At 65.3% G+C, this 16,152-nt stretch carries 14 protein-coding genes; 6 read left to right on the forward strand and 8 right to left on the reverse strand.

Features of this window, described 5'->3' with window-relative positions; all coding sequences use genetic code 11:
* Nucleotides 1-41: 41 nt before the first annotated feature.
* Both OX460_RS13125 and OX460_RS13130 read left to right on the forward strand, forming a co-directional pair.
* Nucleotides 42-1,955: a glucokinase gene (locus OX460_RS13125; RefSeq protein WP_099380657.1), complete on the forward strand. Its 1,914-nt coding sequence runs from the start codon at nucleotides 42-44 to the stop codon at nucleotides 1,953-1,955.
* Entirely contained in the window at nucleotides 1,939-3,033 is a 1,095-nt protein-coding gene (locus OX460_RS13130; RefSeq protein ID WP_289898908.1) for a LacI family DNA-binding transcriptional regulator, read from the forward strand. The genes OX460_RS13125 and OX460_RS13130 overlap by 17 nt, the downstream gene beginning before the upstream one ends.
* Nucleotides 3,034-3,061: 28 nt before the next feature.
* Here the strand turns inward: OX460_RS13130 and OX460_RS13135 are convergent, their stop codons facing one another.
* From OX460_RS13135 to OX460_RS13150, 4 genes are all read right to left on the reverse strand, one after another.
* The gene (locus OX460_RS13135; protein WP_289898909.1) at nucleotides 3,062-3,985 is read right to left on the reverse strand and encodes a carbohydrate kinase; all 924 of its coding nucleotides are present in this window, start codon (nucleotides 3,983-3,985) and stop codon (nucleotides 3,062-3,064) included.
* Complete coding sequence (locus OX460_RS13140; protein WP_289898910.1) at nucleotides 3,982-5,196, reverse strand: AGE family epimerase/isomerase; 1,215 nt, start codon at nucleotides 5,194-5,196, stop codon at nucleotides 3,982-3,984. The genes OX460_RS13135 and OX460_RS13140 overlap by 4 nt, the downstream gene beginning before the upstream one ends.
* Before the next feature lie 68 nt (nucleotides 5,197-5,264).
* Nucleotides 5,265-6,266, reverse strand: a complete 1,002-nt coding sequence (locus OX460_RS13145; RefSeq protein ID WP_289898911.1) for a tetratricopeptide repeat protein — start codon at nucleotides 6,264-6,266, stop codon at nucleotides 5,265-5,267.
* On the reverse strand, nucleotides 6,263-7,105 hold the full coding sequence (locus OX460_RS13150; RefSeq protein WP_289898912.1) for a tetratricopeptide repeat protein: 843 nt from the start codon (nucleotides 7,103-7,105) through the stop codon (nucleotides 6,263-6,265). Before OX460_RS13150 ends, OX460_RS13145 begins: the two co-directional genes overlap by 4 nt.
* 134 nt (nucleotides 7,106-7,239) lie before the next feature.
* Here OX460_RS13150 and OX460_RS13155 point away from each other — a divergent pair, with 134 nt between their 5' ends.
* Nucleotides 7,240-7,629 (forward strand): DUF1090 family protein, encoded by a 390-nt coding sequence (locus tag OX460_RS13155; RefSeq protein WP_180278561.1) that lies wholly within the window; start codon nucleotides 7,240-7,242, stop codon nucleotides 7,627-7,629.
* On the opposite strand, the gene mmsB is transcribed toward OX460_RS13155, so the two are convergent.
* The 3 genes from mmsB to OX460_RS13170 all read right to left on the reverse strand — a co-directional run bounded on the left by mmsB (nucleotide 7,626) and on the right by OX460_RS13170 (nucleotide 11,390).
* A complete protein-coding gene (mmsB, locus tag OX460_RS13160; protein ID WP_289898913.1) occupies nucleotides 7,626-8,531 on the reverse strand; it encodes a 3-hydroxyisobutyrate dehydrogenase in 906 nt (301 codons plus the stop codon). The two genes, OX460_RS13155 and mmsB, sit on opposite strands and share 4 nt — an antisense overlap.
* A gap of 10 nt (nucleotides 8,532-8,541) precedes the next feature.
* Nucleotides 8,542-10,068: a CoA-acylating methylmalonate-semialdehyde dehydrogenase gene (locus OX460_RS13165; RefSeq protein WP_289898914.1), complete on the reverse strand. Its 1,527-nt coding sequence runs from the start codon at nucleotides 10,066-10,068 to the stop codon at nucleotides 8,542-8,544.
* 104 nt (nucleotides 10,069-10,172) lie between these two features.
* Nucleotides 10,173-11,390, reverse strand: a complete 1,218-nt coding sequence (locus tag OX460_RS13170; RefSeq protein WP_251351264.1) for an ABC transporter substrate-binding protein — start codon at nucleotides 11,388-11,390, stop codon at nucleotides 10,173-10,175.
* A 124-nt stretch (nucleotides 11,391-11,514) separates the two neighbouring features.
* Here OX460_RS13170 and OX460_RS13175 point away from each other — a divergent pair, with 124 nt between their 5' ends.
* From OX460_RS13175 to OX460_RS13185, 3 genes are all read left to right on the forward strand, one after another.
* A complete protein-coding gene (locus tag OX460_RS13175) occupies nucleotides 11,515-12,432 on the forward strand; it encodes a LysR family transcriptional regulator (protein ID WP_251351263.1) in 918 nt (305 codons plus the stop codon).
* Nucleotides 12,433-12,475: 43 nt separating this feature from the next.
* Nucleotides 12,476-13,006, forward strand: a complete 531-nt coding sequence (locus OX460_RS13180; protein WP_289898915.1) for an isochorismatase family protein — start codon at nucleotides 12,476-12,478, stop codon at nucleotides 13,004-13,006.
* Between the two features lie 107 nt (nucleotides 13,007-13,113).
* Complete coding sequence (locus OX460_RS13185) at nucleotides 13,114-14,985, forward strand: hypothetical protein (RefSeq protein WP_289898916.1); 1,872 nt, start codon at nucleotides 13,114-13,116, stop codon at nucleotides 14,983-14,985.
* Nucleotides 14,986-14,992: 7 nt separating this feature from the next.
* Here OX460_RS13185 and OX460_RS13190 read toward each other — a convergent pair whose 3' ends face one another.
* Nucleotides 14,993-16,150, reverse strand: a complete 1,158-nt coding sequence (locus tag OX460_RS13190) for a heparan-alpha-glucosaminide N-acetyltransferase domain-containing protein (RefSeq protein ID WP_251351260.1) — start codon at nucleotides 16,148-16,150, stop codon at nucleotides 14,993-14,995.
* Nucleotides 16,151-16,152 lie beyond the last annotated feature (2 nt).

Here is a 16,152-nt window from a genome sequence, read left to right on the forward strand (position 1 = left end):
CGCCGCCAAGACAGCGCACGCAGACGAGACTAGGCACCGCCATGAAAATAGATGAAAAAATGGAAGTAGCAGGCAGCGATCCGGCGGAGCGTTTCAGTGAAGGGCCGCGCTTGCTGGCCGACATTGGCGGCACCAACGCCCGCTTCGTGCTCGAAACGCGCCAGGGCCACCTGGAAGCGGTCGCCGTGCTGCCCTGCGACGACTACGCTTCGCTGCTCGACGCCATCACCGCCTATATGGATAGCAGCGAGGCGCGCGCCGCCGGTTCGGCGCGCGTGCGCCATGCGGCCATCGCCATCGCCAATCCCATCGACGACGACAATATCCGCATGATGAACCATCACTGGTTCTTCTCGATCGAGGCCATGCGCGCCACGCTGGGCCTCGACACCCTGCTGGTGGTGAATGACTTCACGGCGCTGGCCATGGCCCTGCCCTATCTGCGGCCCGACCAGCGCCTGCAGATCGGCGGCGGCATGGCGCGCGCCGACAGCGTCATCGGCCTGCTCGGTTCGGGCACGGGCCTGGGCGTGTCGGGCATGATCCCCGCCGAAGACCGCTGGATCGCGCTGGGCAGCGAAGGCGGCCACGTCAGCTTCGCGCCCTGCGACCAGCGCGAGATGGACGTGCTGTCCTTCGCCTGGCGCGAGCTGTCGCACGTCTCGGCCGAACGCCTCGCTTCCGGGCGCGGCCTGGAACTGATCTACCGCGCCCTGTCCGAGCGCGCCGGCAAGCCCGATGCGCTGCCGCTGCTGGCAGCCGAAATCACCAGCCGCGCCCTGAACAATGAATGCGACGTGTGCCTCGAAGCGGTGGACTGCTTCTGCGCCATCCTCGGCTCCATCGCTGGCAACGTGGCCATGACCCTGGGCGCGCTGGGCGGCATCTATATAGGCGGGGGCATCGTGCCGCGCCTGGGCCCCCTGTTCGAACAGTCGCAGTTCCGCGCCCGCTTCGAGCAAAAGGGCCGCCTGAACGAATACCTGGCGCAGATTCCCACCTTTCTGATCACGGCCGAACTGCCGACTTTCCTCGGCATCGCCGCCATCCTCGCGCAAAAGCTCAAGCGCGCCCATTCCGGCGCGCCCGTGCTCGAATCCGTGCGCCAGGCGCGCGGCAGGATGAGCCCCTCAGAGTGCAAGGTGGCCGACTGGGTCTTGAAGGAGCCGAACGCCATGCTGACCCTGCCGATTGCCGAAATCGCCCAGCGCGTCGGCGTGAGCCAGCCGACCGTGATGCGCTTTTGCCGCTCGATCGGCGTGCAGGGCCTGGCCGACTTCAAATTGAAGCTGGCGTCCGGCCTGACGGGCGGCGCCATCACGGTGGCCCACTGCCACGTGGAGATATCGGATTCCGACGCCGAACTGGCGCGCAAGGTGCTGGGCAATAACGCCTCGGCCGCGCTGGCCCTGCGCGACATGCTCGACGTCAAAGCGCTGACGGCCGCCATCGAACTGCTGCGCGGCGCGCAGCGCGTGGAATTGCTGGCCGTGGGCAGCGCCCGCGTGGTGGCCGACGACATGCAGCACAAATTGCTCAACCTGGGCATCGTCAGCAGCTTCTTTGCCGACCCGCAGGCGCAGGAAATGAGCGCCGCCATGCTCAAGCCAGGCGACGTGGCGCTGGTCATTTCCCGTTCCGGCGCCCTGCCCGACCTGCTGCGCACCGTCAAGGTGGCGCAGGGCTGCGGCGCGCGCGTGCTGGCGATCACGGCCAGCGGTTCGCCGCTGGCCAAGCTGGCCGACGTGCTGCTGACCTTGAACCACCCGGAAGGCAACCTCAATTTCGTGCCCATGATCGTGCGCCTGCTGCAGCTGATGATGCTCGATATCCTGTCGGTGGGACTGGCGCGGCGCGACACGGCGCAGCGCACCAGCGCCGCCGAACTGGAAGAGGGGCAATTGCATGGCATGCGCATCAGCGGCAAGCTGAAATTCGGTGGCCACCTCGAATAAGGCGGCGCACGCCGCCCCCACCTCCTCCGACGCCGCCAGCGGCGCCACCGTGCACGACGTCGCGCGCGTGGCCGGCGTGTCGGCCATGACGGTGTCGCGCGTGATCAACGGGCGCGCCAGCGTCAGCGCGGCCACGCGCGACAAGGTCGAGGCGGCGATCGCCAGCCTGCACTACCAGCCCAACCTGGCGGCCAGGGCGGCGCGCACGGGCACCCTGCGCATCGGCCTGTTGTACAGCAACCCGAGCGCGGCCTTCCTCAGCGAATTTTTAGTTGGCGCCATGGATCAATGCCGCCAGGGCGGCGGCCAGCTGCTGCTGGAACGCTGCGAAGACCTGGACAGCCAGCGCGCCGGCATCGATTGCCTGGTGGCGGCCGGCGTGGATGGCATCCTCGTGCCGCCGCCCCTCTGCGATTCGCCGGAAGTGCTGGCGCAGTTGAACCGGATGGGCATCCCCGCCATCGCCGTGGCCACGGCGCGGCCCTCGCCCGGCGTTTCGGCCGTGCGCATCGACGACTACGAAGGCGCGCTGGCCATGACGCGCCACCTGCTCGCGCTGGGCCACCGCGACATCGGTTTCATCGAAGGCGATCCGGCGCACACGCCGGCCCTGCTGCGCCGCCAGGCTTTCGAGGACGCCATGCGGGAAGCGGGTTTGCGGGTAGCGCCGCACAGGGTGGCGCAAGGTTACTTTACGTATCGTTCGGGTCTCGACGCGGCGCGCCAGCTGCTGGCGCAAGCACCGCATCCCAGCGCCATCTTCGCCAGCAACGACGACATGGCCGCCGCCACCCTGGCCGTGGCGCACGGCATGGGCTTGCAGGTACCGATGGAATTGAGCGTGTGCGGCTTCGACGACACGCCCGTCGCCACCACGGTCTGGCCCGAGCTGAGCACCATCCACCAGCCCATCGCCGACATGGCGCGCGCCGCCGTCAATCTCGTCATCGACGAAATCCGCCAGCGCCGTGCCGGAGAAACGGTGCCCGCCACGCATCATTTGATGGCGTTTACCTTGATGGAGCGGGCGTCGACGGGGGAATGTGCTCCGGTCGGGCACATTCCGGGCGCGAAGTGACTGCCCCCACCAACCCGTCGAGCGCCACTTAGCGCACCACAGTGCGCTGCACCAGCGACTCCACCAGTTCCACCGAAGGGGGCGCGCCACCGGCCGCCAGGCAGGCGCCCGCGCCCGCCGCGACGGCAAAGCGCAAATGCTGGCCGCCATCGGCCTCGGGCCGGTACATCTGGCTGTACAGCAAGCCGCCGATGCTGGCGTCACCCGCCCCCACCGAATCGACCACCTCGATGACGGGCGGCGCCGCCTGCCATGTCTGCTCGCCCCGGTACAGCGCCGCGCCTTGCGCGCCGCGCGTATACAAATACGTGGCTTGCGGATTCCAGCTGCGCAGGGTGGCAAACGCGCCATCGATGTCGTCATGGCGGAACAGGCCCGCCAGGTCTTCGTCCGACACCTTGATCACGTCGGCCAGCTGCGTCATGCGGCGCAAAGTGGCGTCGTAGCGTTCATCCATCATGATGCGGAAATTCGGGTCGTAGCTGATCTTCACGCCAACCGCCTTCAGTTCCTGCGCCAGCGCCAACAGCTTGCCCGCCAGCGGTTCGCGCGCCAGGCTGATGCCGCCGAAATGCACCCACTGCGCCCCCTCCATCCAGCCGGCCGGCAGGAGCGAAGAGTCGAAATGCAGGTCGGCGCTGTCGTCGCCGATGAAGTAATACGTAGGCGGATGCAGTTCATGCACGATGGCCAGCAGCGGCGACTTCGCATGGCGCTGCAGGAAGCGCATGTCCAGGCCCGCCGCCCCGGTCGCCTGCGCCAGAGCGTCGCCGAAGACGTCCAGGCTGACGCCGCCCGCAAAGGCGCTTGGCACGCCCAGGCGCGCCATCACGCGCGCCACGTTCCAGGTCGAACCGCCCACCTGGCTGTTCCAGGAGTCGGCGCCCGTGCGCAGCATGTCCGTCAGCGCTTCTCCGGCCGACACAAAGCGTGGGAAATTGGCGGCGCTCATGCGGCACCGCCGATCACGTTCAGCACTTCATAGCAGGCGCCCATGGTGTGGTAATCGGTCTTGCCGGCCGGGCTTTTCTCGTTGCTGATTTTTTGATTTTCAGGCGTCAGGATGCGGTACCAGGCGCCGTGTTCGTGGTCGACAAAGTGCGTCCAGCTGTAGTCCCATATCTTGTCGTAGCTATGCCAGTAAGCCTCGTCGCCCGTGCGCACGGCCAGCACGGCGGCGGCCGCGAAGCTTTCCGCCTGCACCCAGAAGTATTTGTCGCCGTCGCAGATCTCGTCCTGCGGGCCGAAACCGTAGTGGATGCCGCCATGTTCGCCATCCCAGGCCTTGGCCAGCGCCGTGTCGTACAGGGCGCGCGCGCGCGGCAGCAGCCAGTCCGACGGGCCGGCCATGAACCGGCTGTGGCGCTCCATGATCAGCAGCAGCTTGGCCCATTCCGTGAAATGGCCGGGCTGGTAGCCCCACGGACGGAAGATATTGCTCTTGTCGTGCAGGTTGTAATCCCAGTCAATCGACCAGTCGGGCTTGTAGTGCTCCCAGATCATGCCGTTCGCCAGGCCCGCCTGGCGCACCGTGATGTTGTGCGCCAGGGTTTCGGCGCGGTGCAGATATCTCGCTTCGCCCGTCGCCTCGAACGCGGCCAGCATGGCTTCGCAAGCGTGCATATTGGCGTTCTGGCCCCGGTAGCCGTCCAGGGTGGACCAGTCGGCGCTGGCCACGTCCGCATACAGGCCGTGTTCGGGCAGCCAGAAGCGCTGTTCCATCAATTCGAAGGTCTCGTCCAGATACGCGCGCGCTTCCGTCACGCCAGCTTGCAAGGCGTGCGCATAGGCCAGCAGCACGAAAGCCAGGCCGTAGCAGTGGTTGGCGCCGTCTTCCACCGTCTTGACGCCGTCTTTCCACGACAGTTGCCAGGCATAGCCGCCCGTGGCCGGGTCGCGGTGCACGTCGCGCAGGAAGGCAACGCCGTGGCGCAGGGCCGCCTGGTAAGCGTCATCGCCGAAGTGGCGGTACGCCATGGCGTAATTGAAGATGAAGCGCGTGCTGCTGACCAGGTGACGCGTACTGGCGTCGTACACCGTGCCGTCATCGAGGAAGAAGTGATAAAAGCCGCCGCTCGGGTCAAACGCGCGCGGGTGATAAAAATTCATCGTGTGCTGGATATGCTTTTCGAGCATGTCCCTGGAGCGGAAATCGGGATTCATGGGTCTCTCATGATATTGTTATCGATAACAATGATGATATCATGCCGTCCCCGCGCCGTCATGCCCGCTCAGGGAGTCTTGGCCAGCCTGAGCTTTTCGCGCCACAGGGCCGCTTGCGCGGGGTCGGCCGCCTGTTCCAGCTCGCCCCTATCGTACACCTTGATCAGCCGTTCGATGGCTTCCAGGTCGCCCTGCTTCGCCGCCAGCAGGTACAGCGCGAAGGGCTTGGGCGCCGGCCCTTGCCGGGTCGGGCCGCCACGGCCCTGCTCCAGCAGCCGCGCAAAGCCCGTCTGGCCCGGCGGACTTTTGGCGATGGCCGCCATTTCGTACCAGCCCAGGGCCGCCTCGTCGCTCTGCGGCACGCCCTGCCCCACTTCATACGAGTACGCCACATTGTTCAAACCGGAGGGATCGAGCGCCTTGGCCGCCCGCATGTACCAGGTGAATGCCTGCTTGCGCTGCGCCTCGTCCTGCGCCGTCATCATCAGGCGGTAGCCGATTTCATTGTAGGCGGGGATGAAGCCGTTTTCCGCATAGAACTTCAGCCAGTGCAGCGCGTGCGCCTGTTCTTCCGGGCTGCTGCGGATATTTTCATAGTGCATGGCCAGCGTGAAGTTGGCCAGCTCCACGCCTTGCGCGGCGCCCTTGCGCGACCAGTATTCGCCCAGCTTGCGGTCGATGGCCATACCCTGCCCCAGCGTGTAGGCCACACCCAGGAAAGCCTGCGCCGGGCCATAGCCGCCTGCGGCCGATTTCCGCATCCACGCCAGGCCGGCGTCGACGTCGCGCGGCGTGCCTTCGCCGCCGTGCAGCATCTGCGCCAGCTCCAACTGGGCAGCCGCATTCCCCCCTTCCGCGGCCAGGCGCGCCTTCCCGAAGGCGGCGACCTTGTCCGGCGACAGGTCGGCAGGACGGTCGACCACGGCCCGCACCCTTGCGCGCATGTCATCGAGGCCGGACATATCGAATTCGACCAGCGCCGGATGCTGGCGCGGTGCGTTGGTGGACGCTGGCTGCGCCAGCACGCTCTGCGCCAGGGCCAAGCTCAATACCAACAGGATGGTCTTCATTTGTTTTCCTTCTCTGCCAGCTTGCCGCGCCATTCGGCCGCGTCTTCGGCATTCGCCTGTTCTCCCAGTTCGCCTTTGACGTACACCTCGATCATGCGCCGCATGGCGGGCACGTCGCCGCTCCATCCGGCCCGCTCGTACCAGACCAGGGCCCACTTGTCCGACCGTTTCACGCCCAGGCCCAGCTCATGTGCGCGGGCCAGGTTGCGCATGCCGGCCGGCTCCTTTTCACGCGCCGATCTGTAATACCAGTGGAAAGCCTCGCCGCGATCTTGTTCATCGACGGCTGCGCGCATCAGGTGCTCGCCCAGCGCATTGTAGGCGGGCACAAAGTGCTGCTCGTTCGCCGCCGCCTTCAGCCAGGTGATGGCCAGCGCCTGCTCTTCGGCACTGCTGTCGCCATCGATGTATTCCATCGCCAGGATGGTTTGCGCCTCTGCATCGCCCTGCGCCACGCCCCGGCGCAGCCAGTATTCGCCCTGCACGCGGTCGATGGGCACCTTGCCGCCCAAGGTGTAGGCCACCCCCATGGCCGCCTGCGCCGGCGCATAGCCGCCTTCGGCCGACTTGCGTATCCAGGCCATCGACTGTGCCGTATCTTGCGGCGTGCCGACGCCCAGCTGCAGCATGCGCGCCAGGTCCAGCTGCGCCTCCACGTCGCCCGTTTCCGCCACGCGCCGTGCCTGCTCAAATTCGGCGATGCTTTCCGGGCTATGACTAGCCGCATCCGCCCTGACCTTGATGGCGAGCAGCTGCAGGTCGAGCAAGGTGGGCGGGGTCTGGGCCAGGAGCGGCAACGGCAGCAGGAAAGGAATCAGCAAGAGGAGTTTCTTGGGCATGCGAAGGTGTCGGGAAGAAGAAAACACGCATGGTAGCCGATGCCATGCCAGACAGGCGCGCACTGCACAAGAAGTTTGACAGGGCAAGCCGGCAGGCTTACATTGCACGAGCCCACCACTTACACAGGAATGCCATGAACCGCCTCGCCACAACCGCCTTGACCCTGCTGCTCGCCGCAGCCTCCGTGGGCGCCAGCGCCGCCGACACCCAGCTGGCCGGCTGCGCCGCCAAGCGCGAAAGCATCCGCAGCGAATTGCACCAGGCGCAGGAACAGGGCCTGTCCGACAAGGTCGCGGGCCTGACGCGCGCGCTCGACGAAGTCAACGCCCACTGCCGCGACAGTACCCTGATCGAGCGCCACAACAAGAAAATCGTCAAGGCGCAAGCCAAGGTGAACCAGACGGAGCGTTCGCTGCGCCTGGCCCAGGAAGCGAACAAGGAGCCGAAGAAGATCGCCAAGCTGGAAGGCAAGCTGGAAAAAGCCAGGGCCGAGTTGGCGGCCCTGCAGGCGCAACAGCCTTAAGCCTTCTCGCCCAGCAGTTGATAAATGCTGGAAAAATCCAGCCCGCCCGCCCCTGCCTTGCTGTGCAAACTATATAGGTTGCGCGACAAGGCGCCCAGCGGCACGCTCGCTCCGCTGGCCAGCGCGCTTTCCACGGCCAGCCCCAGGTCTTTCAGCATCAAATCGACGCCAAAGCCCCCCGTGTAGCCGCGCGACGCGGGCACGTTTTCGGCCACGCCCGGGCACGGGTTGTAGACCTCCAGGGTCCAGTTGCGGCCCGAGCTTTTCGCCATCACGTCCGACACCACCTTCGGGTCCAGCCCATTGGCCACGCCCAGGCGTATCGCTTCGCTGGTGCCGATCATGAGTATCCCCAGCAGCATGTTGTTGCAGATCTTGACCGTCTGGCCGCAGCCCGAACCGCCCGCGTGGAAGATGGCCTTGCCCATGACGTCCAGGTAAGGCCGCGCCGCCGCCAGCGCGGATTCCTCACCGCCCACCATGAAGGTCAGGGTGCCGTTGGTGGCGCCCGCCGTGCCGCCCGACACGGGCGCGTCCAGCATCGGCATGCCCTTGTCCTGCGCCGCGCGGCCCACCTGGCGCGCTGCCTCGGTGGAAATCGTCGAGCAATCGATCAGCAGGGTGCCGGGCCGCGCCTGCGCCAGGATGCCAGAGTCCCCCAAAGGGTTACCCAAATAAGCACCCAGCACGTGGCGGCTGGCCGGCAGCATGGTGATGACGATGTCGGCCTGACCTATCGCCGCCGCCTGGTCATCGGACACCAACCCGCCGCCGTCGGCAAACTGCTTCACGCTGGCCGGCAGCAAGTCGAAACCCGTCACCGCATGGCCGGCCCGCACGAGGTTCTGCGCCATGGGCAAGCCCATGTTGCCCAGGCCGATGAAAACGATATTGGTGCTCATCGCCGCCTCCTTACTTCATCGAAATGGTGGTATTGACGCCGCTGCCGCCGTCGTCCGGGGCGAACCAGCGCGCCGTGACGGTCTTGGTCTGCGTCCAGAAGTACAAGGCTTGCTTGCCGTTCGGGCCCAGATCGCCCAGCTTCGACGCGCGCGACCCCGTGAAGCTGAAGTAGGCGACGGGCACGGGAATGGCCACGTTGATGCCCACCTGCCCTACGTCGATTTCGTTCTGGAACTTGCGCCCCGCCCAGCCGGACGAAGTGAAGATCGAGGTGCCGTTGCCGTTCGGGTTGGCGTTGATGAAGGCGATGGCCTGGTCCAGGGTGTCCGTCTCCACGACGCACATGGCGGGGCCGAAGATTTCCTGCGTGTAGACGGAATTCGACGCTGCCACCTTCGAGAAAATCGTCGGTCCCATGAAATTGCCGCCTTCGTAGCCGGCCACCTTGTGGCCGCGGCCGTCGAGCAGCAATTGCGCGCCTTCGTCCACGCCCGCCTGGATCAGCTTTTCCGCGCGCTGCATGGCTGCTTTCGACACCATCGGCCCCAGGTCGGCATCGCGGTCGCTGCCCGGCCCCACTTTCAGGGCCTGCGAGCGGGCGACGATTTCCGGCAGCCAGGAACGGGCCTCGCCCACCAGCACGACGACAGAATTGGCCATGCAGCGCTGGCCGGCCGCGCCGAAGGCGGCGCCGATCAGGTTATTGATCGCCTGTTCCTTGTTGGCGTCGGCCAGCACGACGCAATGGTTTTTCGCGCCCATCATCGATTGCGCGCGCTTGCCCGATTCGCTGGCGCGGCGGTACACATGCGTGCCCACGTGGGTGGAACCGATGAAGGAGACGGCCTTGATGTCGGGATGGTCGCACAGCATGTTGACGACGTCGGCGCCGCCATGCACGACGTTCAGCACGCCGGCCGGCAAGCCCGCCTGGTACATCAGTTCGACCAGGTACATGGTCGAGGACGGGTCTTGCTCGGACGGTTTCAGGACAAACGTATTGCCGCAAGCGATGGCGATCGGGAACATGAAGCACGGCAGCATGACGGGGAAGTTGAAGGCCGTGATGCCGGCGCCCACGCCCAGCGGCTGGTAGATATTGTAGACATCGACACCCGTGGCCGCGTTTTCCGCGATTTCGCCCAGCTGCAGGGTGGCGATCGAGCACGCGTGTTCCACCACTTCCAGGCCGCGCATGACCTCCCCTTCCGCGTCGGGCAAGGTCTTGCCATGTTCGCGCGTGATCAGTTCGGCCAGGGCGACTATGTTTTCGCGGATCAGGTGCTGGTACTTGAGCATGATGCGCATGCGCGCCGCCAGCGGGGTATTACGCCAGGTTTTAAAGGCTTCCTTGGCCGTGGCGACGGCCAGGTTGACTTCGTCGGGCGTGGAAAACGGCACCCTGGCGACGATTTCCTGCGTGGCCGGGTTGACGACGTCGCGCCATTCGCTGCTGGTCGAGGCGTGGTGCTTGCCGCCGATGTGCAGGGGGACGGCGGGGACCGGGGTGACTGCGTGAGTGAGGGCTTGGTTCATTTGAGGCTCCATTAATTCGATACGCGAAAGTCGCGTCACAGCAGCGGAAATCTGGGGTCAGACCCGGCGGGTCTGACCCCGGCACTCTGCTGATCCGCCGAAAATTATTTCTTGACCAGGTTGCACGCCGCCGCATCCATCGGCTTGAACGCCTGGTCGGCGGGGATGGTGGACAGCACTTTCAGGTAATCCCACGCGCCTTTCGATTCGGCCGGGGTCTTCACCTGCACCAGGTACATGTCGTGGATCACGCGGCCGTCGGGGCGGATCGAGGCGTTGTTCATGACGGCATCCTTGATGGGCAGCTCGCGCATTTTCTGGGCGACGATCTTCGAATCGTCGCTTTTGGCCGCCGCCACCGATTTCAGGTAGTGGTAGACGCTGGAATACACGCCCGCCTGCACCATGGTCGGCTTGGCGCCCTTGTTGAGCGCTTCAAAGCGTTTCGCAAACGCGCGGCTGCGGTCATCGTAATCCCAGTAAAAGCCGTCCGCGTAGACGAGGCCCTGGGCCGTTTCCAGCCCCAGTGCATGCACGTCCGAGAGGAACACCAGCAAGGCGGCCAGGCGCTGGTCCTTGCCGCTGCCGATGCGGAATTCGCGCGCCTGCTTGATGGCCGATACCGTGTCGGCGCCGCCATTGGCCAGGCCGATCACCTGCGCTTTCGAGCCTTGCGCCTGCACCAGGAAGGACGAAAAATCGGACGCGTTCAGCGGATGGCGCACGGCGCCCAGCACCGTGCCGCCGTTGCGCTTGACGACATCGCTGGCGTCCTTTTCCAGCGAATGGCCGAACGCGTAATCGACGGTGACGAAGTACCACGACTTTTGCCCCAGCTTGGTCAGCGCCGCCGCCGTGCCGGCTGCCTGCGAATACGTGTCGAACATCCAGTGGAAGCCGTTCGGCGAGCAGTCTTCATTGGTCAGGCGCCCCGTGGCCGGGCCGCTGAACATGGCGATGCCGCCCTTCTCTTTCATCAGCTTTTGCACGGACAGGGCCACCGAGGAATTGGTCAGGTCGGCGATGGCGTCGACCTTGTCGCGGTCTATCCATTCGCGCGCCTTGGAGGCGGCGATGTCGGCCTTGTTCAAGTGGTCGGCCGAGAGGATTTCAATCTTCATACCCTTGCATTCGGCCTTCAGGCAATCCTCGACGGCCATCTGGCTGGCGACGACGGAGCCGCGCCCGCCCATGGCCGAATACGGCCCGGACATGTCGGTCAGGATGCCCACCTTGACGACGCCATCGGAAATTTGCGCGTGCGCGCCGGTGAAAGACAGGGAAAGCGCCAGCGCGCCCATGGCCAGAACGGTTTTTTTCATGCGTGTCTCCTGAGGGGTGAGGGTTTTTCTTATATGTATAGATGCATTCTGCATGTGTAAAAATATGCACTCAAGTGAAATTAATGCATAATTCCTTTGCAAAAATGCACAGGGAGGGTTTGCCATGCTCGATTGGGACAATGTACGGGTCTTCCTGGAACTGACGCGCAGCGCCGGCCTCGTCGATGCGGCGAAAAAGCTGGGCATCGACCATTCCACCGTATCGCGGCGCATGCGCAAGTTCGAGGAACAGGTGGGCACGCAGCTGTTCGACCGCAACTACGTGGGCTACCAGCTGACGCCCGAGGGCCACCGCCTGATGGAATACGCGGAAACCATGGAAAGCACGGTGTTTGCCGCCACCGAGGAGCTGGGCGAACACAACCGCCTGCTGTCGGGCCAGGTGCGCCTGGGCGCTACCGAGGGCTTCGGCGCCATCGTGCTGGCGCCCCACCTGGCGCAGTTTTGCGGCAGGTACCCGCACATCAGCGTGGACCTGATCGCCGTGCCCCGTTTCGTCAGCCTGTCCAAGCGCGAAGCGGACGTCGCCATCTCCATCGAGCGCCCCCTGTCCGGCCCGTATGTCGTGACCAAGCTGTCCGACTACCGCCTGAAACTGTACGCCACGCCAGGCTACCTGGCGCGCCACGCGCCGATCGCCAGCGTGGCGCAGCTGGCGCAGCACCCCATCATCGGCTACGTGGACGACCTGGTTTTCAGCGCGGAGCTGCGCTACATGGATAACGTGGCGCCCGATTCCCTGCGCGCGTTTCGCAGCACCAGCGTCATCGCCCAGTACCACGCGGCGCGCGCGGGCCAGGCGCTGGCGATCCTGCCCTGCTTCGTGGCGCAGCAATCGAACGAACTGGTGCCCGTGCTCGACGGCGAGATCGACCTGCTGCGCGCCTTCTGGATGATCTCGCCGAGCGAGCGGCGCAATATCGCCCGGGTCAGCGCCCTGTGGAACTACCTGCGCACCGCCATCGACCTCAATCACGCCTACCTGATGGGCGAAACGGCCACGCCCAGCTGGCCAAGCTGACTGCGCGCTACACTGTCGCCACAAATGAATAAGGGAGAACGCCATGCTGATGGATGCAAACCAGGCCGTTTTGGTCATTGTCGACCTGCAAGGCCGCTTGATGCCGGCCATCCACGACGCAGGCCTGGTGCTGGCGCAAAACTTGCGCCTGGCCAAGATCGCCCGCCTGCTCGACGTGCCCGTGCTGGGCACGGAACAGAACCGCCAGGGGCTGGGACCGAACGTGGAAGAGATCGCCGCCCTGTGCGAACAGACCTTGCACAAGACGCATTTCGGCGCCTGTTCTGATGGCTTGCAGGACATGCTACCCGCCGGGCGCAGACAGATCGTCGTCACCGGTTGCGAAGCGCATGTGTGCATGCTGCAGACGGCCATCGGCCTGCTGGAACGCGGCTATGACGTGAGCATCGCCATCGACGCCGTCGGTTCGCGCCAGGCCGCCAGCCGCGACGCGGCGCTGGCCCGCCTGGACAAGCTGGGCGCCCACCTGGTGACGGTCGAGATGCTGGCCTTCGAGTGGTTACGCGACTGCAAGCACCCGCGTTTCCGCGAAGTACTGGCGTTAATTAAATAATACGCGAGGTTTAAGCCAGATCAAGCCCTTCGGCGGCCCATTTGCTAGCTTGGTAACAGCGCCGCCATTGCGAGCGGCGCGCCGTCCATATCAGCAAGGGAACCATCATGGCCTATATCCTGCGAGGCAAGCTGTGCGGCTTGATCTGCGCCGAGTGTCCTGAAGCCTTATCCCACGTCATCGTGCGCCTGTACCGGCCGCGCGCGTCGCAAAACGTCACGGCCCTGGCCGTGGCCAGCGCCAAGGAAACCTTCGCCATCCTCACCGATGACGAAGTGCAGGCCAAGGCCCCCTTTCTGCTGGCCGAAACGCGCACGGACGACGATGGCAACTACAGTTTTACCCTGGCAGGCGATTACCAGGGCGAGGCCGTCGAAGTCGACATCCTGTGCCCTACCGTGCCGCATCTGAAACCGGGGCCGAAAGGCCCCGTGCCGCTGCAGTTTTCCATCACCACGCTCCAGCCCCGCTGGCGCCAGGCCGACAATGATTTCCTCGCCGTCTGGGACTATTGCCTGCCGCAACGCTTCTGGTGCCTGGTGCGCGCCCGCTTCGGCGCCTGGACCATCTGCGGCCGGCTGCGCACCTGCGATGCGCCGCATGCGCCGATCGCCGGCGCCACCGTGCGGGCGTTCGACGCCGACTGGCTGCAGGACGACGCGCTGGGCCAGGCGATCACCGATGCCGGCGGACGCTTCCGCATCGATTACCTGACGTCCGACTTCACCTTGACGCCCTTCTCGCCCTTCATCAACGTGGAGTTCGCCAGCGGACCCGACGTGTATTTCACGGCGCAGCTGGGCAGCGTGACCATCCTGTCGGAAACGCAGGCCAACGGGCGCCAGCCGGGCCGGGAAAACGTGGGCCACTGTTTCTGCGTGGAATTGTGCTCGAAAGAAGTCTTGCCGCCCGACGTGGAAGGCGTGCCGCACTGGCAACAGGTGGAAATCTTCGACATCCACCCGTTTCCCTCGCTGGCGGGCTTTTCCCCGCAAGGTTATGCAGGCGGCGCGGGCGCCTCGTATGTCTTCGCCGGCGGCGTCACCCTGAAGGGTAATTGTCCGCTGCGCAACAGCGCCATCCCCGCCAACCCGCTCGAATACCGCTTCCTGACCGGCGAATGGTCCTGGCCCGGCGGCACGGACGATCCCACGGCGCTGCCCACGGTGGCGCCGGCCAGCCTGGCGCCGTTGACGCAAGTGCTGGGCACGCATGTCGGTTATGTGTTTTATACAAACGGACTGGGCCTCGCCGATTCGGCGCCCGTCATCATCAATGCGGGCGATCTGCAAGCGGGCGGCTGGATACGCGTGGATGGCAAGCCCGTCACGGTGGACATGCGCGATGGCACGACGGCCATCGTCAACGTGGCGCCCAATATCTTCCTGCGCACGTTTGATCTACTGACGGTGAACACGCCGGCCATCACCAGCCTGCATCCGGCCAAGTTGCCGGGCGGCTTGCCCATCCTCGACGCGGGCCGCAGCCTGACGGCGGCCGAAAGCGAACCGATACGCCGCTACCGCCTGGGCTTCGAGGTGCGCGACGGCATCAGCCTGGCGCAGGTGGCCACGGACGGACTCGACTCCATCGTCTTCGACAATTCGCCCGTCATCGTGGCGCTGGACCTGGAAGAGCTGCGCAGCAATGCCTGCAACCCCATCGCGGGCGGCCTCGTGCATATCCTGTACACGATCGACCATCCGCATTTGCGCTTTTTCAATATCACGATTTCCAACAACAACGGCATCCAGCATCCGCCGCCACCGCTGCCGGCCGCCAGCTTTACCCCACCGCCGCCACCGAGCAACTATCTGTTCCGCGGCGGCGCGGGCGGACCGCATTTATCGGGCAACAATGGCGGCTTCCCCGTCAACGTGGCGCTCGATCCGCCGTGCGCCTACCGCGTGGCGATTTCGTGGCAGACACGGCATTACCTGGCGTCCAGCCACAGCATCGACAGGCTGTACTGCAAGTAGGCATGCTTCAGAAATAGCGCACCCACGCCCGTTGCGAAGTGCGCTTGTAGTTGGCGAACGCGCGGCAGGGAAAGTACAGCACGGGCATCAGGGCCAGCGCGATCAGCCACACTTGCCAGACATGCTCGACGCCATACCGGGCACCGTGGTTGGCGCCCAGCACGACCGTCAAGGCGAGGCCGATGGCCAGCAGCAGGTATAAATGCAGCAGATAGTAAAACATGGGCGCGCCGCCAAAGGTGGCGCACGCCCGCGTGAACCAGTTGTCGACGCTTTCCAGCCAGGCCAGGCCCAGCAAGCCCAGGCCCAGAGTGAACAGCAGGAAATCCAGCGACGGCGGATACTTGGTGAAGTTCAGTACGCTCATGACCGTGCGCAAGGCCGTGTCGCCCGCCACCCACGGCAAGGTTTCGCCATACATATTCAAACCGCGCAGCACGGCCAGCAGCAGCAAACTGCCGCCGCCCAGCGCCAGCAACAGGCGGCGCCGTCCTTCGACAGAGCGGCCGCGCGCATACAGGGGGCCGGCCGCATAGCCGAGCACGATCACGCCTATCCATGGCAGCAGCGGATAGCTGACCTTGATCTTCATGGCGCCGTCCGCCACTAGGTAACCCCGTTGCAGCAGCACCGTCAGCGCGTAATAGGCAAAGCTGCCCTCTTCCGCGCGCAAGCCGGTCAACAGATGCTGTCCCGCGATGATCGCCACGCCCAGCAGCGCCAGCACTTTCAATGGCAGCCGGTGCAGCACGGCCAGCGCCATCATGGCCAGGCCGATGACCCAGATCACCTGCAAATACAGCACGGCCGGCGGAAACGCCCCGCTCCAGGCGAAGTTGACGAAGACCAGTTCCAGCAGCACCAGCAGCAAGCCCCGCTTGAACAGAAAACCGCTGGCGCTGCGGGGCCCGGCCGCCGGATGCGCGTACAGCCAGGCGGACAGACCCGTCAGGAAGACGAACATGGGTGCGCACACGTGGGCCGCCAGGCGGGTAAAGAACAGGGCCGGATCGACGCTGGCCGCATCCATCGGGTCGCTCACCTGGTGGTGCAGGAAGACCGTTTCGCGCACATGGTCGAACAGCATGATCAGCATGACGAGGCCGCGCAATACGTCGATGACGGCGATGCGGGCGCGCAAGGTAGCAGTAGAAGTCAAGGTCATGG

Source organism: Janthinobacterium sp. SUN033, assembly GCF_030397595.1.
GTDB lineage: Bacteria > Pseudomonadota > Gammaproteobacteria > Burkholderiales > Burkholderiaceae_D > Janthinobacterium > Janthinobacterium kumbetense.